The 21,575-nt window shown below is 58.3% G+C and carries 19 protein-coding genes, 2 tRNA genes and 1 pseudogene; 11 read left to right on the top strand and 11 right to left on the bottom strand.

The window, feature by feature from the left end:
* Nucleotides 1-26: 26 nt before the first annotated feature.
* Nucleotides 27-114: transfer RNA gene (locus ACR42C_RS08265), tRNA-Ser, on the top strand.
* A 66-nt stretch (nucleotides 115-180) separates the two neighbouring features.
* On the opposite strand, the gene ACR42C_RS08270 is transcribed toward ACR42C_RS08265, so the two are convergent.
* From ACR42C_RS08270 to ACR42C_RS08290, 5 genes are all read right to left on the bottom strand, one after another.
* On the bottom strand, nucleotides 181-1,017 hold the full coding sequence (locus ACR42C_RS08270) for an alpha/beta fold hydrolase (protein WP_116340858.1): 837 nt from the start codon (nucleotides 1,015-1,017) through the stop codon (nucleotides 181-183).
* 225 nt (nucleotides 1,018-1,242) lie between these two features.
* Entirely contained in the window at nucleotides 1,243-1,461 is a 219-nt protein-coding gene (locus ACR42C_RS08275) for an acyl carrier protein (RefSeq protein WP_116340856.1), read from the bottom strand.
* Nucleotides 1,462-1,478: 17 nt separating this feature from the next.
* Entirely contained in the window at nucleotides 1,479-2,912 is a 1,434-nt protein-coding gene (locus ACR42C_RS08280; protein WP_479985001.1) for an AMP-binding protein, read from the bottom strand.
* The gene (locus ACR42C_RS08285) at nucleotides 2,909-4,027 is read right to left on the bottom strand and encodes an MBOAT family O-acyltransferase (protein ID WP_479985183.1); all 1,119 of its coding nucleotides are present in this window, start codon (nucleotides 4,025-4,027) and stop codon (nucleotides 2,909-2,911) included. Before ACR42C_RS08285 ends, ACR42C_RS08280 begins: the two co-directional genes overlap by 4 nt.
* Nucleotides 4,028-4,155: 128 nt before the next feature.
* Nucleotides 4,156-5,292: a D-alanyl-lipoteichoic acid biosynthesis protein DltD gene (locus tag ACR42C_RS08290; RefSeq protein ID WP_479985184.1), complete on the bottom strand. Its 1,137-nt coding sequence runs from the start codon at nucleotides 5,290-5,292 to the stop codon at nucleotides 4,156-4,158.
* A 278-nt stretch (nucleotides 5,293-5,570) separates the two neighbouring features.
* On the opposite strand from ACR42C_RS08290, the gene ACR42C_RS08295 reads away from it, so the two are divergent.
* Nucleotides 5,571-5,658 (top strand) — tRNA-Ser (locus ACR42C_RS08295).
* A gap of 132 nt (nucleotides 5,659-5,790) precedes the next feature.
* Here the strand turns inward: ACR42C_RS08295 and ACR42C_RS08300 are convergent.
* Nucleotides 5,791-6,648, bottom strand: coding sequence for an AraC family transcriptional regulator (locus ACR42C_RS08300; protein ID WP_116340848.1), 858 nt, complete (start codon nucleotides 6,646-6,648; stop codon nucleotides 5,791-5,793).
* A gap of 228 nt (nucleotides 6,649-6,876) precedes the next feature.
* Here ACR42C_RS08300 and ACR42C_RS08305 point away from each other — a divergent pair, with 228 nt between their 5' ends.
* The 4 genes from ACR42C_RS08305 to ACR42C_RS08320 are packed head-to-tail and all read left to right on the top strand — an operon-like array spanning nucleotide 6,877 to nucleotide 11,791.
* Complete coding sequence (locus tag ACR42C_RS08305; protein ID WP_479985002.1) at nucleotides 6,877-8,715, top strand: DUF2264 domain-containing protein; 1,839 nt, start codon at nucleotides 6,877-6,879, stop codon at nucleotides 8,713-8,715.
* Nucleotides 8,712-9,992 carry an oligosaccharide MFS transporter gene (locus ACR42C_RS08310; RefSeq protein WP_192983003.1) on the top strand — a complete coding sequence of 427 codons (1,281 nt, stop codon included), beginning with the start codon at nucleotides 8,712-8,714 and terminating at the stop codon, nucleotides 9,990-9,992. Before ACR42C_RS08305 ends, ACR42C_RS08310 begins: the two co-directional genes overlap by 4 nt.
* A gap of 13 nt (nucleotides 9,993-10,005) precedes the next feature.
* Complete coding sequence (locus tag ACR42C_RS08315; RefSeq protein WP_166710671.1) at nucleotides 10,006-11,196, top strand: glycoside hydrolase family 88 protein; 1,191 nt, start codon at nucleotides 10,006-10,008, stop codon at nucleotides 11,194-11,196.
* Nucleotides 11,197-11,218: 22 nt separating this feature from the next.
* Nucleotides 11,219-11,791, top strand: coding sequence for a DJ-1/PfpI family protein (locus ACR42C_RS08320; RefSeq protein ID WP_316380079.1), 573 nt, complete (start codon nucleotides 11,219-11,221; stop codon nucleotides 11,789-11,791).
* Nucleotides 11,792-11,854: 63 nt separating this feature from the next.
* Here the strand turns inward: ACR42C_RS08320 and ACR42C_RS08325 are convergent, their stop codons facing one another.
* The 3 genes from ACR42C_RS08325 to hpxO are packed head-to-tail and all read right to left on the bottom strand — an operon-like array spanning nucleotide 11,855 to nucleotide 15,008.
* Nucleotides 11,855-12,790, bottom strand: a complete 936-nt coding sequence (locus ACR42C_RS08325; protein ID WP_479985003.1) for a PDR/VanB family oxidoreductase — start codon at nucleotides 12,788-12,790, stop codon at nucleotides 11,855-11,857.
* Nucleotides 12,791-12,801: 11 nt separating this feature from the next.
* Nucleotides 12,802-13,836, bottom strand: coding sequence for a molybdenum cofactor-independent xanthine hydroxylase subunit HpxD (gene hpxD / locus ACR42C_RS08330; RefSeq protein ID WP_479985004.1), 1,035 nt, complete (start codon nucleotides 13,834-13,836; stop codon nucleotides 12,802-12,804).
* Between the two features lie 17 nt (nucleotides 13,837-13,853).
* Nucleotides 13,854-15,008 carry an FAD-dependent urate hydroxylase HpxO gene (hpxO, locus tag ACR42C_RS08335; RefSeq protein WP_479985005.1) on the bottom strand — a complete coding sequence of 385 codons (1,155 nt, stop codon included), beginning with the start codon at nucleotides 15,006-15,008 and terminating at the stop codon, nucleotides 13,854-13,856.
* Nucleotides 15,009-15,247: 239 nt separating this feature from the next.
* Here hpxO and uraD point away from each other — a divergent pair, with 239 nt between their 5' ends.
* Both uraD and uraH read left to right on the top strand, forming a co-directional pair.
* Nucleotides 15,248-15,748: a 2-oxo-4-hydroxy-4-carboxy-5-ureidoimidazoline decarboxylase gene (uraD, locus tag ACR42C_RS08340; RefSeq protein WP_479985006.1), complete on the top strand. Its 501-nt coding sequence runs from the start codon at nucleotides 15,248-15,250 to the stop codon at nucleotides 15,746-15,748.
* Nucleotides 15,745-16,068, top strand: coding sequence for a hydroxyisourate hydrolase (gene uraH, locus ACR42C_RS08345; RefSeq protein WP_116340830.1), 324 nt, complete (start codon nucleotides 15,745-15,747; stop codon nucleotides 16,066-16,068). The genes uraD and uraH overlap by 4 nt, the downstream gene beginning before the upstream one ends.
* Here the strand turns inward: uraH and guaD are convergent.
* Together guaD and ACR42C_RS08355 are read right to left on the bottom strand one after the other, a co-directional pair.
* Nucleotides 16,048-17,367 (bottom strand): guanine deaminase, encoded by a 1,320-nt coding sequence (gene guaD, locus ACR42C_RS08350; protein ID WP_479985007.1) that lies wholly within the window; start codon nucleotides 17,365-17,367, stop codon nucleotides 16,048-16,050. The two genes, uraH and guaD, sit on opposite strands and share 21 nt — an antisense overlap.
* 98 nt (nucleotides 17,368-17,465) lie before the next feature.
* Complete coding sequence (locus tag ACR42C_RS08355) at nucleotides 17,466-18,962, bottom strand: NCS1 family nucleobase:cation symporter-1 (RefSeq protein ID WP_166710685.1); 1,497 nt, start codon at nucleotides 18,960-18,962, stop codon at nucleotides 17,466-17,468.
* A gap of 144 nt (nucleotides 18,963-19,106) precedes the next feature.
* Here ACR42C_RS08355 and ACR42C_RS08360 point away from each other — a divergent pair, with 144 nt between their 5' ends.
* From ACR42C_RS08360 to puuE, 3 genes and pseudogenes are all read left to right on the top strand, one after another.
* Nucleotides 19,107-19,823, top strand: a complete 717-nt coding sequence (locus ACR42C_RS08360) for a GntR family transcriptional regulator (RefSeq protein ID WP_116340824.1) — start codon at nucleotides 19,107-19,109, stop codon at nucleotides 19,821-19,823.
* Nucleotides 19,823-20,696 (top strand): annotated as a pseudogene (gene hpxA / locus ACR42C_RS08365) (allantoin racemase). The gene ACR42C_RS08360 and the pseudogene hpxA overlap by 1 nt, the downstream one beginning before the upstream one ends.
* Nucleotides 20,614-21,513 carry an allantoinase PuuE gene (gene puuE, locus ACR42C_RS08370; protein WP_226857586.1) on the top strand — a complete coding sequence of 300 codons (900 nt, stop codon included), beginning with the start codon at nucleotides 20,614-20,616 and terminating at the stop codon, nucleotides 21,511-21,513. The pseudogene hpxA and the gene puuE overlap by 83 nt, the downstream one beginning before the upstream one ends.
* Nucleotides 21,514-21,575 lie beyond the last annotated feature (62 nt).

The raw sequence follows: 21,575 nt of genomic DNA on the forward strand, positions 1-21,575 counted from the left end.
GAGGTGTTTATAGTTCGCCTCACTCAGGAAGTGTGGCCGAGCGGTTGAAGGCACCGGTCTTGAAAACCGGCGACCCGAAAGGGTTCCAGAGTTCGAATCTCTGCGCTTCCGCCAGATATAAACCCCAGCTTACTCGTTAAGCTGGGGTTTTTCTTTTGCGCTTATCTGTAAACCTGACGTCTAGGAACGAATAAAGGCCAGGATGTCCGCGTTAATGGTATCCGCGTGCGTGGTATGCATCCCGTGCGGGAAGCCCGGATAGATTTTCAGCACGCTGTTCGCCAGCAGCTTATCCTGCAGAAGGGCGGCATTCTTATAAGGCACAACCTGATCGTCGTCGCCCTGCATCACCAGAACGGGAACCGTAATGGTTTTCAAATCCTCTGTCTGATCGGTTTCTGAAAACGCCTTGATCCCCTCATAGTGGGCTTTGGCGCTTCCGATCATCCCCTGACGCCACCAGTTCTGAATCGTACCCTGTGAAACCTCGGCTCCCTCCCGGTTAAAACCGTAAAAAGGACCGCTGGCGACGTCGAGGTAAAACTGGGCGCGATTAGCCGCCAGCGCTTTACGGAAGCCGTCGAAAACCTCAACGGGCGTCCCGCCGGGGTTAGTGTCCGTTTTGACCATCAGAGGAGGAACGGAACTGACGAGCACCGCTTTGGCGACGCGCCCCTGCGGCTGGCCGTACTTCGCAACATAACGGGCAACCTGACCACCGCCGGTCGAGTGGCCGACGTGCACGGCATTGTGCAGGTCCAGGCTTTCAACCACGGCTGACGCGTCGGCCGCATAATGATCCATATCGTGCCCTTCACTGACCTGATCAGAACGGCCGTGACCACGACGATCGATAGCGATAACGCGATAGCCTTCTGCAAGGAAGAAGAGCATCTGGTTATCCCAGTCATCGGCACTCAGCGGCCAGCCGTGATGGAAAACAATGGGCTGAGCCTCTTTCGGACCCCAGTCTTTGTAGTAAATGTTGACGCCGTCTTTCGTTGTTACGAATGCCATACCGCAGACTCCTCTGTGAAAGACACAACGATCGCTGGCTGAACGCATAGCGAACCATTATTGTCCTGATGATGTTGGCTTGTTTTTTTTCCCGTACCGACAGTACCCCTAAAGTGTAGGAGAAATAGTAAAAGCGGTGGGTTTCATTCCTGTGAAAGATATCCAGAAGGGGAGAGCGAATGATGGGCCCCGGTGAGATCCCCGGAGCCATCAGAGGAGCGGGCGTTAACGGTTCTCTTCAATATAGCGGGCGAGATCTGCCGGGGTTTTCAGCACCGTCGCCACGTCGGTCGGCGGGATCGTACAGCCGTAAACGTCCTGCACCTCCAGCACCATGTCGACCGCCAGAATGGAGTCGAGAATGTCAGATTCAATCAGTTCATCGTGAAAGCCCACCTTGCGGGATAACACTTTTTCAAACAGGGCGAGAATATCTTGTTCCATCATTTTTCCTGGGATAATTAATGTGTGCGGGCGTAAGCGTCCAGCAGCTTGCGGTCAATTTTGCCGTTAGGATTCAGCGGCAAAGCGTCTTTTACGATAATTTGTGAAGGCACCATATAGTGGGGAACCACCTTTGCCAGAGAGGTTTTGATCGCATCCGGTGCCATATCCGTCACGCAGAACGCGGCGATGCGCAGCACGCTGCCGCAGGGTTTCATCAGCGGCATCACCACCGCTTCGCTGATGCCGGACATAGCCAGCAGGCGGTTTTCGATCTCGTTGATCTCAATGCGGTAGCCATTCAGCTTGACCTGGCTGTCGTTGCGGCCCTGGCAGTAGATAAGCCCGTCTTCATAGCCCAGATCGCCGGTCCGGTAGCCGCGAAACGCGTCATTTTCCCGACGCAGCAGTTTTGCCGCGTTCTCCTGCGGCAGGCCGAGGTAGCCGCGCATGACGTTTTTGCCCCAGATAATCAGCTCGCCCTCGGCGGAAATTTCCATTCGGCTGTCAGGCATCATGACTCCCACCGGCAGCACGGCGCTGTCGCTATTCAGGATCTCATCCGTGATTTCAACCACGGTCGTTGCGATGGTCGCTTCCGTTGGGCCATAGGAGTTGATGATTCTGGCCAGCGGGAAGCGGCGGCGCAGCTGTTTAACCAGCACTTTATTGAGCACTTCGCCAATAAAGATAAAGACGCTGAGTGCAGGTAAATACTCGCTGTTAAAGTGCGGGGAAAGCAGCTGTTGGTAGGCAAAAGAGGGGGTGGAAACCCAGGCGGAAACCGCGTTGCTTTTCAGCCGCGCCAGCCAGTTCTCTTTCTGGATATCCTCTTTAGCGTTCAGCACGATGTGGCCCCCCATCGCCAGATTCGCCAGTAAAGGGATCAGGGAGAGGTCAAAGCTGAACACCGCGTGGTTCATCAGCACCGGTTTTTCCGGCAGCGAAAAGTCCTGACTGACCCACTTCATGAAGTGCCATACGCTTTCACGACCAATCTGCACGCCTTTCGGTTTGCCGGTGCTGCCTGAGGTAAACATGATATAGGCCAGATCTTGCTCCTCCAGCATCTTGCCCGCCTCGCCGGTGGCGAGGAACTGCCGCGTCGCCACGTCGTAATAGTAAGGGGCGCTGGCCAGATGGCAGATCTCCCGCAGGCGCTCCTGCGGGTAAATGCAGTCCACCGGAATGTACGGAATGTTGTGCAGCAGGCAGCTATAAATCGCCACGGCGAACTCGGCCTGCTGATGTCCGTACAATACGACCGGCGTACCGGCAACAGGCTGGCAACGCTCATAGCGCTGTGCCCAGTCCGTCACGGCAGCGGAAAGCTGCAGCCAGCTTAAGGCCTCGTCGCTGCCGCTGATGGCCAGCTGCTGCGGGGAGGCGGGATCGCATAATGCCGCACGCAAGAAATCCTGCAGTTCCTGCAGATCGGTGTGATTTTTCATAGAGGTGACATTCCACTAAAGATGTAAAGGGAGCCCGCGGCGCTTCCCAGCGTCAGAATTCGCCCTAAAAACGCAACGGCCGGATACTGCAAGCCACGCTGTAACGCCGGGCTGCGTTTGGCTGACCACAACAGCATGTTGTGCGCGACGGAAATCGCGCCAAACAGCGCGCCGCTAATCACGTAATGGCGTTCCAGGCCGTTCCACGCCCCCATGCAGAACAGGGTGCAAAAAATACCGATATTTTGCGCCAGCGTTTTGTTCTGGCGGAAAAAGTTGAACTTCATCAGGTTCATATAAACGGGCATAAAGACCACGTCGCGCAGCCATTCAGACAGGCTGATGTGGAAGCGGCGCCAGAAGTCCTGCGGATTTTTCGCCAGAAGCGGCATATTGAAGTTTGCCGGAATGTTCAACCCAAACAGGCGGCCTGCGCCGATGGCCATATTGCTGTAGCCCGCAAAATCAAAGTAGAGATAGGCGCTATAGGCAATCGACATCACCACGCCCACGGTCAGCGTAAACGGCTTATGGCTCCAGGGCTGCACGACAAGTGAATCAATCAGCATGGCAAACAGGAACTTCTGGATAATGCCGGTAATAATTTGCTCTAACGCGACTAAAAACTGCTCGCGATTAAGGGCAAAGACGGGCTTGCTGACGTCGCTCATCCATGTCCGCCAGCGGTACATTGGGCCAGCCAGAATAATAAAAGGCATAAACAGATAGCAGAAATAGTGCAGGAAATTCTGCCCTTCTTTTTTACTGCGATAGAGCAGAACGTCCACCGCGCGGAACGTCATAAAAGAGAGGCCGATCATGCCGAGATGATGATTAACGTGCAATTTCACCAAAAATAAAGGAAGCAGCGTTAACACAATAGCCTGCCAGGTTTTTAACCATCCTTTTTCTTTTAACGTGGCGACAAGGTAAAAACTGAAAAAAACGACCGCGGGAACACGGTAATCACCCTGAAAAATATAGCCCCAGCCTAGTGCAGCCAGGACGGATAAGGCCGATAAATAAGTCAGACGATGACGTAATACGCGATTGACCAGCGCAAACACCAGGGCAGATGAAAACAAATAGACAAAAAACATTCCTGAGCTATACATCATTCGGCCTCAGAACTTTTGATATTCAAAATGCAGCTGCATACTCATGCTGTCATCGACAGCGGTCCACGCGACGATGGTGATCGCCAGCAGGAGATAAAGGAAAAAAAGACGGATCGCGATTTTCATTATTTAAAGCTCTGTGCAATAAAGCGAATCATAGGAACCCAGGCCAGTTCGGAAGGGTGCAAACGATCCCAGTTCCAGCCATTCTGATAAGGCATGGCGTACATATCTAAATAAGGGATCTGGTTCTCTTTCAGAATGGTTTGAATTTGCTTATCAACCGGGCGGAAGGTGTCGGTATTGTAAAGCGCCCAGGGGTTTACCGGGTCGACGATCGCAATCACCTGCACGTGACGGTCTTTCAGCAGCTGGACGGTTTTTCTGAATGCGGCGATTTGCGCAGGTACGACCGGCGTGTCATCCCACTGCTGCCGTGTACCGTCCTCCTCGTAAATCGTTTTGTCCATCCACAGGGTGGCCGCGCTCTGCTGGCGTTTTTTATTTAACTCGCGGGCATTCGCCAGCTCTTTATCCCAGTCAGGGGCAATGTGGGTGGTTGGCTGCGGCGGCCAGGGTTGCGCCGTTTTTGGCGTAATGTTGAGCAGCGACAGCCAGTCGTTTTTTATCAGGGTGCAAAAATTTGCAAATTGAAAACTGAGTTCATCCCAAATCAGGTCGGGGTGCCAGCCGTAGATACGCATTTGGCCAAAGGTTAAATGGCTTATCCCTTTAGGATCAATATGCTTTACGTCATTCACCAGTATCGGACGCGCTTGCGGATCTTTCATCAGAGGATTAAAAACAGAACCCGGGAAATTATCCGCATAGATAGCGGGCGGCAGACCTTTTGAGTAAAAGGCATCGGGTGCGAGAAGCAATACCACTTTGCTGTTTGCATTAAAGCTATTTTTAAAACGCGAGAGAAGTAAAAATTGCGTTTCGTCATCGACAAACGCATCGCCATAGGCCACGACGGGCTGGTGTAATTGCTTATTAAAATAATTATATACGGCGTAATGTTCATCTTCTGAGGTGGCAACCTCAGACGCGCCGATGAAAAAAATAGCGTTCCCTTCGAGGGCATGAGAAATGGTGGCTATTTTTTCCGCCTGTTCTTTAGCCGTCCCCGCCATGGATTTGATCAACGGCTGGAATGTAAGCGGCGGATCAAAGCTTGTCACCAGCGGGTGAAAGCTCAGGGCTAAAATGGCCAAAACCGCCATCAGGATATGTAAGCAAAACGTATTTTTGATTTTCATCATCAACCAGTAAGGTTATATGGCGGTAATGCGTTAAAACCCGCGTTACCCGGGTTTATTACAATTACACAACAATTGACCGTCTATTTTTGGGGCATTCTATACCACGGTGATTTAAAAGAATGAGCGTTGCTGTGTAACGGTATGTACAAGGTAGGAGGAAGCGATGGAAGGGCGGCGTCCGGGTGACTTTTTGCGCAGTCAAACGCCTGTGGGGAAAAATAGAAAAATTCCTGCTTTACAAGGCGCTAATAGATGTTTATAGTGCGCCTCACTTTGGAAGCGTGGCCGAGCGGTTGAAGGCACCGGTCTTGAAAACCGGCGACCCGAAAGGGTTCTAGAGTTCGAATCTCTACGCTTCCGCCAAATTCGAAACCCAGGTCGTTATGCGACCTGGGTTTTTTTGTGCACAGAAGACCCCCGGCCAGGCTGGAGGTTCAGCAAACCCGTCCGCTTTGATCCAGCGTTCAAAATCCCCTTTGATTTGTTAAAACCGCCCTAACAGGGAATTCTGGTGCAGCGGATACTGCGTCGATACTGCAGTGGCGTCTGACGCATCATCTTTTTAAAGCAGGTGATGAAATAGGTCACCTCGCTAAACCCGACTGCCAGGGCGATGGCGTCAATAGGCTCATCGCTGTACCGTAACAGCTCGCAGCTGCTTTTTATTCGCCGGGTCAGCAAATATTCGTGGATAGTACCGCCGGTCTGCTGGCGGAAAATGCGTGAGGTATAGCTGCGCGAAAGCCCCAGGTCGTGCGCTAGCTGGTCGAGCGAAAACTTGCTGGCATAGTGGGCTTCGACCCAGCTCATAATCCGCGAGGCGACGGTCTGCTGGCGCGGAGGGTAGGGCTGCGGCTGCTCGGGCAGAAACGTCATGAGCTGCATCACCAAAAATGCAACCTCGCAGGCCTCGGTCTGCTCGTTGCCCTCCAGGCGCTGAAACTGTTCAAGGATCCTCTCGATAAACGCCGCGTGATTGCTGAGATCGTAAATCTGTGCTGGCAGATTGCTGGCGGCCAGCGCGGCGAACCGGGCCTGATGGCGCGGGAAGGCGCTGAGCGCACTTTCGACGACCGATTGCTCAATGTGCATGGTAGTGCGGTGATAGGGGTTCTTATCGCTATGATCCACCTGCACTTTGTGCAAGCGGAAGGGTGGGAAGATAAATAATCGCCCCGGACGGGCGGTGTAGTGCTGATTATCCACCACCACGATGCCGTAGCCGCTGGAGATATAGAGCAATTCAACGCATTGATGCCAGTGGTAGTAAATCGCGCTGGTGGTGTACATGCGGTTGAAAGAAATGGCCTGCCGATCGAGCGTAATGCGTTCCAGCAGCTGCGCTTCACCCATTTTACCTCCAGAACAACAGATTTAAATTTTTAGGCCATCATTTGTAATTTATCCCCCTCGCGTTCGACAAAATCCAGTAAAAATGAAATGGCGGTTTAATTTTGTGAGTCGGCTCACTCAGCGCCGGGAATAAAAGCAGATACTCTTCATTCAGACGTCGCCCTCGTGGCTTTAAAAAGCCTAATAACAATAACTTATCTCTACCCTCGTGTAATGCGGGAGGACCCTGTGCAACCTGAAAATATTCATCTGGATAATCCACTGACAAGCCGGGAAGAGGTGCAACGGCTGGTCAACGATATGCTGAACGCGGTGGCGCCCTGGTTTAAAAAAGACGCCAGCCGCATTGATTTAGCGAACTTTACCGCTCACTACGGCCAGCGTGTCGCGAGCATGGAAACGTTTTCCCGCCTGCTGTGGGGCGTGACGCCGCTGTTGGCTGGCGGCAGCGAGCCGCAGCACTTCTCATTCTATTTACAGGCAATAAAAAACGGCACCAATCCGCACCATGCCGATTACTGGGGCGATGTCGGGCCTTACGATCAGCGAATCGTCGAGATGGCGGCCTACGGGCTGCTGCTGGCGCTGGCGGGTGAAACCGTACTGGCACACTTCACCGAGACGGAGAAAGAGAATTTATGGCGCTGGCTAAAGCAGTGCGAGACCCAGGATATCCCCGATAACAACTGGCACTTCTTTCCGATTCTGGTGCAGGTCGGCTTCCATTATTGCGGCATGCCAACCAACCCGCAGGCGCTGGAAGCTCATTTTGCTGCCATGGAGCACTACTACCTCGGCGATGGCTGGTACTCCGATGGTCCGGGCCGGCCGCGCGACTATTACATTTCGATGGGCTTCCATTTCTATGGCCTGATTTACGCGAAGCTCATGGCCGGGGTCGATCCAAAGCGTTGTGCAACGCTGCGTGACCGGGCCGCGCGTTTCTCCTCTGACTTCATCCATTTCTTTGCCGAAGACGGCGCGGCGATCCCGTTTGGCCGCAGCCTGACCTACCGCTTTGCTGAGGCGGCGTTCTGGAGTGCGGCGGCCTTCGCCGGGCTGGAGGTTTTTTCGCCCGGCGTGATTAAGGGCATCGTTCTGCGCCATCTGCGCTGGTGGCTGAAGCAGCCGATGTTCGACCGCGACGGCGTACTTAGCGTTGGCTACAGCTACCCGAATCTGGCGATGGCGGAAGACTACAACGCGCCGGGTTCACCGTACTGGGGCCTGAAGACCCTGCTGGTGCTGGCATTAGATGAGGGCAATGCCTTCTGGCAGGCGGCTGAGCTGCCGCTGCCGCCGTTGCCCGCGCAGCACACGATAGCCCACGCGGATCAGGTGGTGGTGCATCAGGCCGACCACCTGTGGATGCTGACTTCCGGCCAGCTGGAGCTGAACAACTTCGTCAATACCGAAGCGAAATACTGCAAATTTGCCTATTCCACCCGCTTTGGCTTCACCATTGAACGCGGGCGCTACGGCCTGAACCATGCCGCGCCTGATTCGATGCTGCTGCTGGCCGAAAAGGATAACTACTGGCGTGGCCGCCGCGAATGCCAGCACGTGGTCACCGCAAACGGCACCATTTACAGCCGCTGGCTGCCGTGGCGCGATGTGGTGATTGAGACCTGGTTGCTGGCGCTGGGTGACTGGCAGCTGCGCGTCCATCGTATCGATACCCGGCGCGCGCTGGACTGCGCGGAAGGTGGCTTTAGCCTGGCAAACCGCCCGCAGCCGCAGGTCCACGAGAGTGACAGCGCCTGCTGGTTACGCAATGTCCGGGATGTATCAGCCATTTTCTGTCTCCATCCGCACGCCCGCCGCGGCGAGACGGTGTTGACGCCGCCAAACAGCAATCTTTTGTTCGCCGAGCGCGCGGCGGTGCCGCTGCTGCGCGGTGAACTCGACCCCGGCAAGCATGTGTTAATCAGCGCGGTGTGGGCGGGAAATGCCGCCGACTTCGATCCGCAACGCTGCCCACAGGCCATCATTAGCGATGACGCGGTACGCTTCGTGACGGCACGACAAGAAACGACGCTCGTTCTGGCTCCGGAGGCATCACTATGAGCACATCATCGTCCGTACGCGCCGCGCAGTACAAAATGAGTACCTTTATTTTCCTTTACTTCTTCACGTGGTCATCCAGCTTTGGCCTGTATGCCCTGTGGCTGAGCCAGAAAGTGGGCCTTGATAGCGTCACCATCGGCAGCGTGTTCGCTATTAATGGCGTCTTCGCGGTGGTCCTGAAGCCGGTGTACGGCTACATCATGGACAAAATCGGCATGAGCAAGTGGCTGCTCTATTTTGTCTGCGCCATTTCTGCGCTGATGGCGCCGTTTTTTGCGCTGGTATACCAGCCGCTGCTGCAAAGCCATGCGATGGCGGGGATTATCATCGGCGCGCTGTATCTGAGCCTGGGCTGGTACGCCGGCGTGGCGGCGTCTGAATCTTACGCCGACCGCTTTAGCCGCCTGTACGGGCTGGAGTTTGGCCGCATCAGAATGTGGGGCTCGCTGGGCTGGGCGATGGCGGCTTCGGTCTCCGGGCTGTTGTTTAACGTCACGCCGCTGGCCAACTTTCTGCTCAGCAGCGGTACCTCGGTAGTGATGCTGCTGGTGCTGATTAGCCTCAAAATCGGCGACGAGCAGCTGCGCAACAACAGCGTCATTTCCGCCAATAAGATCGTTTTTGCCGACGTGCTGATGCTGCTGAAAAACCGCAAATTCTGGATGTTCAGCCTCTACGTCGCCGGGGTGGCGTGGATGATGTTTATCGCCGAGCAGCAGTTCCCGCGCTACTTCGTGTCGTTCTTCGCCACCAAAGAGCAGGGGAATGCCTGGTACGGCTACCTGAGCACCGTCCAGTCGGGGATGGAGTTCGTGATGATGATGTTTATCCCGTGGCTGGTGAACCACTACGGCGCTAAGCGCGGCCTGCTGTTCTGCGGCTGTGTGGTCGGAGCACGGCTGATCGCCTCCGGACTGACCAGCGACCCGATTGTTATCTCCATCATCAAACCGTTTTATGGCGTCGAGATCGCGCTGCTGCTGATTTCGGTCTTCAAATACATCGCCGAACATTTCCATCGTCGGGTTAACGCCACGATGTACCTGCTGGGCTACCAGGCGATGATTTACGTTGGCTCGATTGTGGTCGCCCCGCCTGCCGGCTACCTGTACGACAGGATAGGCTTTGAGCATACCTATCTGCTGATGGGCTGCTGCGCCCTGATATTTACGCTGATTTCCGCCTTTACGCTGTCGCGCTGCCAGTCGACGCGCGATGACTCACGACCCTTTGCTCCGGCTTTAGATACCGCCCCGGTTGAACCGGCCAAACATTAATTCAGGAGTTGTTATGACCAAATCTGTTATCACCGAAGCGCTGCGGCCGATCGAGCTGCTTCAGGTCGATCGCCTGGCGCTGAGCCAGAAGCTGGAAGCGGCGTTATCCCGCGTCACGCGCAAGCTCGACAAGAATATTGTCGCCTTCGGCGATAAGTTCCCCGGCGAAGCCTGTGAGAAGGGGGTCTGGCCGCGCACCGATAACGTGGAATGGACCACCAGCTTTTGGCCCGGCCAGCTGTGGCTGGCGTGGGAGATGACCGGCAAAGCGCATTATCGCGAAGCCGCCGAGCGCTATTTACCGTCGTTCGCCCGGCGTATTGAGCAGCGTATCGACACCGCCACGCACGATCTCGGGTTCCTCTATTCGCTCTCCTGCATCAGCGCCTGGCGGCTCACCGGCAACGAAGCCGCTCGCCAGTCGGCGCTGCTGGCGGCAGAGCGCCTGATGGAGCGTTTTAATCCGACGGCCAACATTATTCAGGCGTGGGGTGATTTAAACGACCCGGAGCAGCAGGGACGAATGATCATCGACTGCAATATGAACCTGCCGCTGCTGTACTGGGCCAGCGAACAGACCGGGGATCCGCGCTATGCGCAAGCGGCGACGGCGCACGCCGGACAGGCAGCGAAGTATATCGTGCGTGAAGATGCCTCGACTTATCACACTTACTATATGGATGTGCAGACGGGTGAGCCGCGCTTTGGCAATACCCATCAGGGCTACAGCGATACCTCGTGCTGGTCGCGCGGCCAGGCATGGGGCATTTACGGCTTTCTGCTCAGCTATCAGCACACCGGCGATAAGCAGATGGTTGAGCTGTCACGCAGCCTGGCGCATTACTTCCTCAACCGTCTGCCGGAAGATGATATTTGCCACTGGGATCTGGCCCTGCTCGGTACCGACGCCGTGCGCGACAGTTCAGCGGCGGCGATTGCCGCCTGTGGCCTTCTGGAGCTGGTCAAGGCGCTGCCGACGCTCGACGCAAACCGCGCGTATTATGAAGAGATGGCGCTGCGTATTGCGCAGTCGCTGACCGATAACTACCTTGCCCATGACGACGATCCGACCGAAGGGCTGCTGCAGCACTCGGTTTATCACATGGGCAGCGGTAAGGGCGTCGATCAGTGCTGTAGCTGGGGTGACTATTTCTATCTTGAGCTGCTGGCGCGGTTGCGACAGATTTGGCATCCGTACTGGTAAGCCTTAAGCAATGGAGAGCAAGATGAAAAGCGTAGCCGTGCTATTAGCCCCCGGTTTTGAAGAAGGGGAAGCGATCGTCACTGTCGATATCCTGCGCCGCCTGAATATTACGGTGCAGACAATTGCCTGCGGCGAGAGTCGCGAAGTGGTGAGCTATCACGCCATCTCTGTGATGGCGGACAGCACTCTGCAGGTCAGCCTCGACCAGACCTTTGACGCCGTGGTGTTACCGGGAGGCCCGCAAGGCAGCGTTAACCTGGCGAAAAGCGCGGAGGTTATTGCCTTCGTCCGCCGCCACGATGAAGCGGGCAAATATATCTGCCCGATCTGCTCCGCCGCCGCTCGCGTGCTGGGCGGCAACGGACTGCTGAAGGGGCGTCGCTATGTCTGCTCCGGCGAGTTGTGGAAAACGGTCAGCGATGGCATGTACGTCAACGCCGACGTGGTGGAGGATGGCAATCTGCTGAGCGGCCGCGGGCTGGGTAAAGTATTTGATTTCGCTTTTACCCTGGCGGCGCGATTGCAGGGCGATGAAGCGTTGGCGCGCGAGCAGGCCAACCATATTGATTACGCGTGGCAGCCGGGACGCGTCTGATAACAAAGCCTTACCGGCACATCTGAAAAACCTCCGGCTGTGCCGGAGGATATTTATTTCGTTTTACAGCCCAATCACCAGCTCCCTGGAATGGCTCCGAGAACAGCACAGCGCCACCTGCTGGTCCGGCGAGCTTTTTTCCGCCTCCGACTGCACGCTATCCCGGTGATCCACCACGCCGTCAATCACTGGCGTCAGGCAGGCACCGCAGATCCCCATCTCGCAGGACAGCGGCACGTCCACGCCGTTTTCCTGCAGTACCCGGGCGATGGTTTTATCCGCAGGAACCGGCCAGCGCTCCCCGGTGGAGGCGAGTTTGACCGTAAAGATCTCGCCCGCGATACCGCCCGTGACAGGCGCAGCGGGCTGAAACGCCTCGCTGTGGATATGGTCGTCCTCCCATCCCTTCGCCGTCGCCACCTCACGCACTTTTTCCATAAAGCCCGCCGGTCCGCACACCCAGGCGCGCAAACCTGCCTCGGGCGCGGGAAGGTGCTCTGCCAGGGTGGATCGCGGGCTGGCGGTATGAATAATGCACTCACCATGCTGCGAGAGTTCGCGCGCAAACGCCGCGCTTTGACGGTATTTGACGTAATAGTGCAGCGTAAACGGCGTACCGGACGCCTTCAGCTGCAGGGCCATCGCATACAGCGGCGTAATGCCAATCCCCGCCGCCAGCAGCAACACCCGCTCAGCCTGATGTAGCGGAAACAGGTTGCGCGGGGCAGAGATCGAAAGCGTCTGTCCGGGACGCAGCGTCTCGTGAACGTAGCGCGACCCGCCGCGCGAGGCGGCTTCACGCCCCACGCAGATAAGATAGCTCTCGTCCTGACATGCCCCGGTCAGGGAGTACTGGCGTACCACGCCGCTGGGCAGGTGGACATCAATATGCGCGCCGGGCTGCCAGGACGGCAGCGTTTCGCCGTTTTCGGCCACCAGCCTGACGGCAAGGCTTTTATCCCCCTCACGCCACAGCCCGTCGACAATCACGTTCAGCATATCGGCCTCCGTCATACCAGGAAAAATTCGCCAAAGCCCATTTTTTTCAGTCCCCGGCGGTAGGCAATTGAGCTTTTATCGGCGGGAATATGGGCTTCCAGCGTCAGATCCAGCGGCAAACTTTCCGGGCGCTGGGTTTCCACCATCAGTCGATCTTCCTCGAAGATGCGCAGGTTAAAGGCATGCACGTCCTCCACCGGAATATGCAGGTCAAAGTTGCGCGCAATAGGGGCGAACATGCGGGTCACGCGCGATGACACGGGCGAGGCGGCGTTCATAATCACCAGCCGCGATTCACCCGGAAAATGAATCGTCAGCGTGGCGGTAAACGGCAGATGCATCTCGAAATGACGCAGCCACTGGAAGCCGTCCGGAGCCTGCACGTCAGAGCTGGCTGGGTAATTGCTCACGGAGCTCCAGTAATCGGCCTCGAAGCCGAACGGCGTCTCCTGCGGCTGATAGGTGGGAACCAGCTGATTATTGGGATCCGCAAAGGTATCGGTGTGGATCCACGCAAAGTGTGCCACGTCCAGAAACCCCTCCACCTGACGCCCGGCGAAGCCGTTCACCTCAAACGCCGGGCAGTTAATCTGCTGAAATCCATCGTCATCCCAGTGCGGCATGGCGGGCAGCGGCGCAGGATTGTCCGGGTCAAACGCCAGGCAGGTCCAGATCAGGCCGAAGCGCTCCTCCACGGCATAGTTAATCAGGTTCAGCTTCGCCGGAACGGGCTGGTCAGGGCTGGACGGAATACGGTTGCAGCGTCCGTCTTCCCCAAAGCGGAGGCCGTGGTAGGGGCATATAATCCCGTGCTCGTCGTGAAAGCCGAGCGTCAGCGGCACGCCGCGGTGCGGGCACACGTCACGGGCGACCACGACCTGGTCGTGGATCCGGTAAATCACCAGCTGTTCATCCAGCAGGGTCGCTTTGACCGGCGCCGGGCCGACGTCGCAGGCGCGCGCAACCGGGTGCCAGCATTTCGCCAGGCGCAGCCAGTCCTCTGGCTCAAACGTGCAGTGGGCGGGTGGTGTCGGTTCTCTTTTCATCGTTGTCCCTCTTGCGTTCAGCCTAACGGGCCGCCCTGAATGGTCTCGCACAGACCGTTGATAATGCGCTCCCCGGTCTCCTCTTTGAGCTCCTGATACCAGGCCTGCGTCAACGCCATGTCTTTCCCGTGGGTGACGTCGCAGCGTTTACGCGCCTTCAGCACCAGGTCACGCACCCGGTCGCAGCGCAGCGCTTCGTACTGCCGCAGCGCCAGCGTAATGTTGTGGTTTTCACGCAGGCATTCCCCCAGCACCACGGCATCTTCCATCGCCGCACAGCCGCCCTGGCCGATATCAGGCGTGGTGCTGTGCCCGGCATCACCGAGCAGCGCGACGTTGCCGCGCACCAGGCTGTCGAACGGCTCAATGTCGTGGATTTCAATGCGGTTGGTCGTTTCAGGATCCAGCGCCGCGATAAGCCTTTGCACCGGCGGCGCCCAGCCGCGGAAGTAGCCAGTGAGGTCGGCGCGCAGGGTGGTACGATCCTCCGCCAGGCCCGCGGGCAGCGGCACGTCAAAAAAGAAGTAGAAGCGGCCGCCGGAAACGGGCATCAGCGACACGCGCTTACCCTCGCCAACGAAGGTGGTCCACTGGTGCGCCGGGGCAATCTCTTCGTCAATTTTCACCAGCCCGTTCCAGTTCACGTACCCGGCGTAGCGGCGCTCCGGGGTGTATCCCAGCACATACGGGCGAACCGCCGAGTGGCTGCCGTCGGCGGCAATCAGGAAATCCCCGGCTGCCGTGGTGCCATCGGTGAAGGTGACGCTCACGCCCGCGTCGTCTTCATGCACATGTTCCACGCGCTTGCCGAACTGCACCCTGTCGCGTCCCCAGAAGTCCAGCATTTCGCGCTGGAGTTCAGCGCGCGAGACGGGGCAGGGGCGTCCGCCGGTACGCTCAACCAGCGGGGCAAGACTGAAGCGGGTCAGGGTGTCGCCGCGCCGGTAATCCTTGTAGGCCATAAAACGCATCGGCCCGCCGTACGTCTCGATGATGTCGCCCATGCCGAGGTGCTGCATGCATTTCACGCCGTTCGGCCAGATGGAGATGGCCGCCCCGACGGGCCTGATCTCTTTTACGGCTTCAAACACGGTACAGTCGATGCCCGCTCTCTTCAGCGCGACGGCGGCGCTCAGACCGCCAATACCCGCGCCAATCACGATTGCTTTCATGCTTCTCTCCTTTTGCAGGGTGTAAAGGCATTCAGCAATTTGCGTACCAGGCTGCAGAGTGGCGAAAACGGCGTTGTGAGGGAGACGTTTGCACTGCTAAGGTGCGCAAACGCGGTGAGCGTGCCTTTTTATGAATCAAAAATTTCCAGTTGCGCTACAGGGAATCGACTGTTTCACGCCTGCGCTCAAGGTGGCGTGGTTTGTGCAATAGCCTGGAGAAGGACAATAAAGGAGACACTATGATCGCACTGCACGACTTCAATCATCTTCCCCACAAAAAGGCGTTAGCGCTGATTCACCCCTGCGTGGCGCTCCCCGACTGGGTCGATGCGCTGGTTCACGGGCGGCCTTACGCCAGCCGGGACGAATTGTTCAGTACGGCAAAATCGCTGATGCAAAACTGGGACGAAGCGGCGCTGGCGCAAGCCCTGAGCGCCCATCCGCGCATAGGGGAAAAGCCCGCGGGCTCACAGGCGGAGGCGGCGCTGTCGCGCCAGGAGCAGGGCGCGGTGAATGACCGCGATGCTGACCTTGCCCGGGCGCTGCGCGAAGGCAATGCCCGCTACGAGGCCCGCTTCGGACGCGTCTTTCTGATCCGCGCGAAGGGCCGCAGCGGCGAAGAGATTTTACAGGCGCTGCGCGCGCGGCTGGAGAACAGCGACGCTCAGGAAGTTCGTGCCGCGCTGGAACAGTTGCGGGAAATTACGCTGCTACGGCTGGAAGGAGCTATTAGCGAATGAGCACGCTCAGCACCCATATTCTCGATATCTCAACCGGCAAACCCGCAGCGGGTGTGACGGTCCATCTGCAACAGGAGGGGGGCACGCTGGCCACGGGCGTGACCAACGCGCAGGGTCGCATCACTGCGTTCGTTCCCTCTCTGCCCGCGGGCCGCTATCGGCTGGTGGCGGAGATCGGCGCGTGGTTTAGCGAAACCGGTCGCGATACGCTCTATCCCTGCGCGCAAATTGATTTTGTGACGGGAGAGGCGGCAGACGAACACTACCATCTGCCTTTTGTGATTGCCCCTGGCGGGTGGTCAACCTACCGGGGTAGCTGACCACACCCGCTCGCCGTTGACCCAGGTCTCGCTGATGTTGCGCTCGTCGCCCAGGGTCATCAGCACGAAAAGCTGCTCGTAAATATCCTTGCAGCGGGAGTTGCGCAGGCGCTGCAGCGGCGTTACGTCAGGGTCGATAACCACAAAATCCGCCTCTTTGCCGGGCGCGAAGTTGCCAATCTTATCGTCCAGCCTGAGGGCATGCGCGCCGCCCAGCGTGGCGTGGTAAAACGCCTCGCTGGCGCGCAGGCGGTAGCTCTGCAGCTGGCCCACCTTGTAGGCTTCCCCCAGAGTGCGCAGCATGCTGAAGGTGGTGCCCGCGCCGACGTCGGTACCGATGCCCATCCGCACCCTGTGCTGCCAGCAGGCGGGCAGGCGAAACAGCCCGCTGCCGAGAAACAGGTTAGAGGTGGGGCAAAACGCTACCGCCGAACCGGTGTCATGCAGGCACTGCCACTCGCTGTGGTGAAGGTGAATCGCGTGGGCAAATACGCTGCGCTCGCCGGTCAGGCCGTAGTGGTGATACACGTCCAGATAGCGCTCATGCTCCGGCCAGAGATCGCTTACCCAGGCCACTTCGTTGGGGTTTTCGCTCAGATGGGTCTGCAGCCAGGTATCCGGGAACTCCTCTCTGAGCAGGCTGACCGCGGCAAGCAGCTCGGGGGATGAGGTCGGGGCAAAGCGCGGCGTGATGGCATACCCCAGCCGCCCCCGGTGATGCCAGCGCTGGATCAGCGCCCGCGTCTGCCGGTAGCTCTGCTTCGCGTCTTCGCTCAGGTAGTCCGGCGTGTGTCTGTCCATCATCACCTTTCCGGCGATAAGGCGCATGTTCAGGCGCAGGGCCTCGGTAAACAGCGCCTCGACCGATTCCGGATGCAGCGTGCAAAACACCAGCGCGGTAGTGGTGCCGTTGCTCACCAGCTGCTGAATGAAAAATTCGGCGATCTCTTTCGCGTAGGCTTCATCGGCAAACTGGCTCTCCACCGGGAAGGTGTAGGTAGTCAGCCACTCCAGCAGCTGTTCGCCAAAGGCACCGATCATCTCCGTTTGCGGATAATGGACGTGGGTGTCTACAAAACCGGGCAGCAGCAGCCTGCCGCGCAGGTCGGTGTAGCCCTTGCGGGGGTCAAGGTACTGCTCGCCCTCCTGCCACGGCACGTGCGCCAGAATTTTTCCGTGCTGGATAAACAGCAGGCCGTCCTCAAGGTAGCGCGCGTGTTGGGCGATGGCGTCTGCGCTGTCGCAGACCCGGGCAATATCGAAAAATGCACCGCGTATCGCAGTCTGGTATTCCATCATGGTTCCTGCCTTAGTGTTTGCGTAGCGGGGTAAGAAGGCTCAGCAAGAACGGTGCCAGAATGAACGGGCCGCAGATAAACTGCGGCCGGAGGAAGGGGTTACTCTTTTTGCGTCGCCACGCGGGAGCTGAACGAGGTCGCGCCTGCCGTCTCGCGCTCTTCCCGCGCCAGCCAGCGGTAGGTCACGCCGCCCAGGAAGACGCCGATAAACCAGCTGAAGTTTGCCACCTCATGCAGGGCCGGGATAAAGCCAATCACCAGCCCCACGGCAACGGACGGGATTAGCGCGCCAATGGCTTTCGGGTTGAAACCGTTGCGGTACCAGTATTTGCCCTTTGGCGTGTCGTCGAACAGATCGTCCACCGACACCTTGCCGCGCTTAATCAGGTAGAAATCGGCAATCAGAATGCCGAACAGCGGGCCGATAAACGCCCCGAGCACGTCCAGGGTGTAGTGAATAAGCTCCGGCGAGTTGAACAGGTTCCACGGGGTGAGCAGGATCGAGCCGACGGCGGCAATCATCCCCCCGGTGCGGAAGCTGATTTTCTGCGGCGAGCAGTTAGAGAAATCAAACGCCGGGGAGACGAAGTTCGCGACGATGTTAATCCCGATGGTGGCGGTGATCATCGTCAGCAGGCCAATCGCCACGGCCAGATCGTTACCCACGCGGCTGACGGTTTCAATTGGGTCGGTGATCATGCGGCCAAACAGCGACTGGGTGCCGGAGACAATGACCACGGTGACGATGGAGAACAGCAGGAAGTTAAACGGCAGGCCCCAGCGGTTGCCGCGGCGGATCTCGCCCATGCTTTTGCCGTAGCGGGAGAAGTCGCCAAAGTTGAGCAGCGGGCCGGAGAAGTAAGAAACCACCAGCGCGGTCGCGGTGATCATCTGCCAGGTCTGCTCGCCCGCGCTAAGGGATTTGCTGGCGAGGGTGAAGGAAATGCCGTCAAAGCCGGTCTTGTATACAATCCAGCCTGCGAGGGCCAGCATCACCACATAAACCGCCGGACCGGCGATATCAATAAAGCGCTTGATGGCGCTCATGCCGTGCCAGAAGACCATCGCCTGGAGTACCCACATGATGGCAAAGCAGATCCAGCCCAGCGGCGACAGGCCCAGGAAGGCACCGATGGTAAGGCTCGCCAGAGAAGGCCAAAACTTCAGCACCACCAGCATCAGCGCGTTGGCGGCCAGCCAGGTCTGGATGCCGTACCACGCAAAGGCAATTAGCCCGCGGATGACCGCCGGAATATTGGCCCCGAAGACGCCAAAGGCCTGACGGCTGATCACCGCGTAGGGCACGCCCGCCATCTGGCTCGGTTTGGCTACCAGGTTAGCGCACAGCTGCACGATGCAGATCCCCACCAGCAGGCAGAGCAGCACCTGCCAGCTTGCCAGCCCGAGCGTGAAGAAGCTCGCGGCGACAACATAACCCCCCATGCTGTGGACGTCCGACATCCAGAACGAAAAGATGTTGTACCAGCTCCAGTTCTGGTCACGCGTCGGTGCCAGATCCTCATTGCAAAGACGTGGGCTGTAAACCGCACCGGAATCAGCGGCCGTACCTTGCTGCGCGTTTTGACTGTTTGGCATGAAACCTGCTCCTGTGTGTGAAAACCCGTTAAGTGGGAGTGGAATCGGTGTTGCAGGATCCAGGCCAAAATATTAAATCTTGTATGCAATATTTTAATTTTATGTATACGATTCGATAAAGAAGAGTAAAAGACGGAGTGGTGAATGAATAACGTAAATGCCCTGCAGACCGCGCCAGACCTGCATGACAAAGACGAATCGATCTTTCAGGCGCTGATGACCGCGATTGTCGAACATCAGCTGCTGCCGGGGAGCAAACTGCCGGAAGAGGCGCTGGCCGAGGTGTTTGGCGTAAGCCGCACGGGCATCCGTAAGGTGCTGCAGCGACTCGCCGCTGTGCAAATGGTCACCTTAACGCCCAAGCGTGGTGCACACGTCGCCAGCCCGACGGTGGAAGAGGCGCAGCACATCTTTCGCACCCGCGCCCTGCTGGAGGTCGCCAACCTGCCGGACGTGCTGGCCCACTGTCAGCCGCCGCATCTCGCCGCGCTGGAGGCCATTATTCGCCAGGAGCAGCAGGCGCACGAGGCGTACGACGGGCCGGCGGCGATCCGTCACTCCGCCAATTTCCACATACAGCTGCAGGCCATCTCCGGCAACCAGGTGCTGACGGAGATGGTGACAAGCCTGAGCCAGCGATCCTCGCTGGTGATTGCCGCCTGGGGCGCGCCGTGGCGCCAGGGCTGCCGCTGCAACGACCACGAAAAGCTGGTGGAACTGTTGCGCCAGAAGGCGCTTGAGCCGCTCAGCGATGCCTTAATGCACCATTTTGAACATATCGTCGCCAGCCTCTGCTTCGAGCGGGCGGGCGAGTGCCTGCCGGATTTTGCCCGGCTGTTTGCCGGCCACAAGGAGTCGTAATGTCGTCTGTCTGTATACAAGTGATCAACCCCAACACCAGCCTCGCGATGACGGAAACCATCGGCGCGGCGGCCCGCGCGGTGGCGGCGCCAGGTACGGAGATCCTCGCGGTCTGTCCGGGCGCGGGCGTGCCGTCTATCGAGGGCCACTTTGATGAAGCCATCGCCGCCGTGGGGGTTCTTGAGCAGGTCAGGCTCGGCAGAGAGCAGGGCGTGGACGGTCACGTCATCGCCTGCTTTGGCGATCCGGGCCTGCTGGCGGCGCGTGAGCTGGCGCACGGGCCGGTGGTGGGCATTGCGGAAGCCGCCATGCATATGGCGACGCTGGTGGCGACGCGCTTTTCGGTGGTGACCACGCTGCCGCGCACGCTGATTATTGCCCGTCATCTGCTGCACCAGTATGGCTTTCACGATCGCTGCGCGGCGCTGCACGCTATCGATCTCCCGGTGCTGGCGCTGGAAGACGGCAGCGGTCTGGCGCAGGAGAAGGTGCGCGCGCGCTGTATTCAGGCGCTGAAAGAGGATGGCTGCGGCGCCATCGTGCTCGGCTGCGGCGGCATGGCGACGCTGGCGCAGGAGCTGACCCGCGAGCTGCGCGTGCCGGTGATCGACGGCGTCAGCGCGGCGGTGAAGATGGTGGAGTCGCTGGTGGCGCTGGGGCTCTCGACCAGCAAGCACGGGGATCTGGCATTTCCGGAGAAAAAAGCGTTAAGCGGACATTTTCAGGCATTGAATCCATTTTAATTTTTGGGGGGGCAATGGGACTTTTTGAACAGGATTACCCGCGGGATCTGCGCGGCTACGCGGGCAACCCGCCGCACGCGCGGTGGCCAAATCAGGCGCGCATCGCCGTGCAGTTTGTGCTCAATTATGAGGAAGGGGCGGAAAACCATGTTCTGCACGGCGATGCCGGATCCGAGCAGTTCCTGTCGGACATCATCGGCGCGGCCAGCTACCCGGACAAACACATGTCGATGGACTCCCTCTACGAATACGGCAGCCGCGCCGGATTCTGGCGGATCCACAGTGAATTTCAAAAGCGTGGCCTGCCGCTGACGGTCTTCGGCGTGGCGATGGCGCTGGCGCGTCACCCGGAGATCGTCGAGGCAATCAGGGCAGCGGATTACGACGTGGTGAGCCACGGCTGGCGCTGGATCCACTATCAGCACATGGATATCCAACAGGAGCGCGAACATCTGCACAAGGCGGTGCACGTGCTGACCGACCTGTTCGGCAAGCCGCCGACGGGCTGGTACACCGGACGCGACAGCCCCAACACGCGCCAGCTGGTGGTGGAGCACGGCGGCTTCGACTACGACAGCGACTACTATGGCGACGACCTGCCCTTCTGGACGGAAGTGGCCTGCGGTGACGGCACCCAAAAACCTCACCTGATCGTGCCGTATACGCTGGATGCTAACGACATGCGCTTCGCGACCGCGCAGGGGTTTAACACCGCCGAGCAGTTTTACACTTATCTGAAGGACAGTTTTGACGTGCTGTACGAAGAGGGGGAAAGCGCGCCGAAGATGATGTCCATCGGCATGCACTGCCGTCTGCTGGGGCGGCCGGGGCGTTTTCGCGCGCTGCAGCGCTTCCTGGATTACGTGCAGCAGCATGAGCAGGTGTGGGTCTGTACCCGCCAGCAGATTGCCGACCACTGGCGGGAGGTGCATCCGTTTCAGAAGTAAGTGTGCCGTGTTTAGCCGGGAGGCGGCTGCGCCTTGCCCGGCCTACGGAACCATGTATTCCC

The sequence above is a fragment of the Enterobacter sp. MG-EB028 genome, from assembly GCF_056673305.1.

What these genes read in the sequence shown, in the direction of transcription:
- ACR42C_RS08300 (WP_116340848.1), bottom strand. Translation starts at nt 6,648, where the DNA reads ATGGGTGAAGCGCAGCTGCTGGAACGCATTACGCTCGATCGGCAGGCC.
- ACR42C_RS08275 (WP_116340856.1), bottom strand. Translation starts at nt 1,461, where the DNA reads ATGGAACAAGATATTCTCGCCCTGTTTGAAAAAGTGTTATCCCGCAAG.
- uraH (WP_116340830.1), top strand. Translation starts at nt 15,745, where the DNA reads ATGAGCACGCTCAGCACCCATATTCTCGATATCTCAACCGGCAAACCC.
- ACR42C_RS08270 (WP_116340858.1), bottom strand. Translation starts at nt 1,017, where the DNA reads ATGGCATTCGTAACAACGAAAGACGGCGTCAACATTTACTACAAAGAC.
- guaD (WP_479985007.1), bottom strand. Translation starts at nt 17,367, where the DNA reads ATGATGGAATACCAGACTGCGATACGCGGTGCATTTTTCGATATTGCC.
- ACR42C_RS08315 (WP_166710671.1), top strand. Translation starts at nt 10,006, where the DNA reads ATGACCAAATCTGTTATCACCGAAGCGCTGCGGCCGATCGAGCTGCTT.
- ACR42C_RS08310 (WP_192983003.1), top strand. Translation starts at nt 8,712, where the DNA reads ATGAGCACATCATCGTCCGTACGCGCCGCGCAGTACAAAATGAGTACC.
- hpxD (WP_479985004.1), bottom strand. Translation starts at nt 13,836, where the DNA reads ATGAAAAGAGAACCGACACCACCCGCCCACTGCACGTTTGAGCCAGAG.
- ACR42C_RS08285 (WP_479985183.1), bottom strand. Translation starts at nt 4,027, where the DNA reads ATGTATAGCTCAGGAATGTTTTTTGTCTATTTGTTTTCATCTGCCCTG.
- ACR42C_RS08325 (WP_479985003.1), bottom strand. Translation starts at nt 12,790, where the DNA reads ATGCTGAACGTGATTGTCGACGGGCTGTGGCGTGAGGGGGATAAAAGC.
- ACR42C_RS08360 (WP_116340824.1), top strand. Translation starts at nt 19,107, where the DNA reads ATGAATAACGTAAATGCCCTGCAGACCGCGCCAGACCTGCATGACAAA.
- hpxO (WP_479985005.1), bottom strand. Translation starts at nt 15,008, where the DNA reads ATGAAAGCAATCGTGATTGGCGCGGGTATTGGCGGTCTGAGCGCCGCC.
- uraD (WP_479985006.1), top strand. Translation starts at nt 15,248, where the DNA reads ATGATCGCACTGCACGACTTCAATCATCTTCCCCACAAAAAGGCGTTA.
- ACR42C_RS08280 (WP_479985001.1), bottom strand. Translation starts at nt 2,912, where the DNA reads ATGAAAAATCACACCGATCTGCAGGAACTGCAGGATTTCTTGCGTGCG.
- ACR42C_RS08320 (WP_316380079.1), top strand. Translation starts at nt 11,219, where the DNA reads ATGAAAAGCGTAGCCGTGCTATTAGCCCCCGGTTTTGAAGAAGGGGAA.
- ACR42C_RS08355 (WP_166710685.1), bottom strand. Translation starts at nt 18,962, where the DNA reads ATGCCAAACAGTCAAAACGCGCAGCAAGGTACGGCCGCTGATTCCGGT.
- ACR42C_RS08290 (WP_479985184.1), bottom strand. Translation starts at nt 5,292, where the DNA reads ATGAAAATCAAAAATACGTTTTGCTTACATATCCTGATGGCGGTTTTG.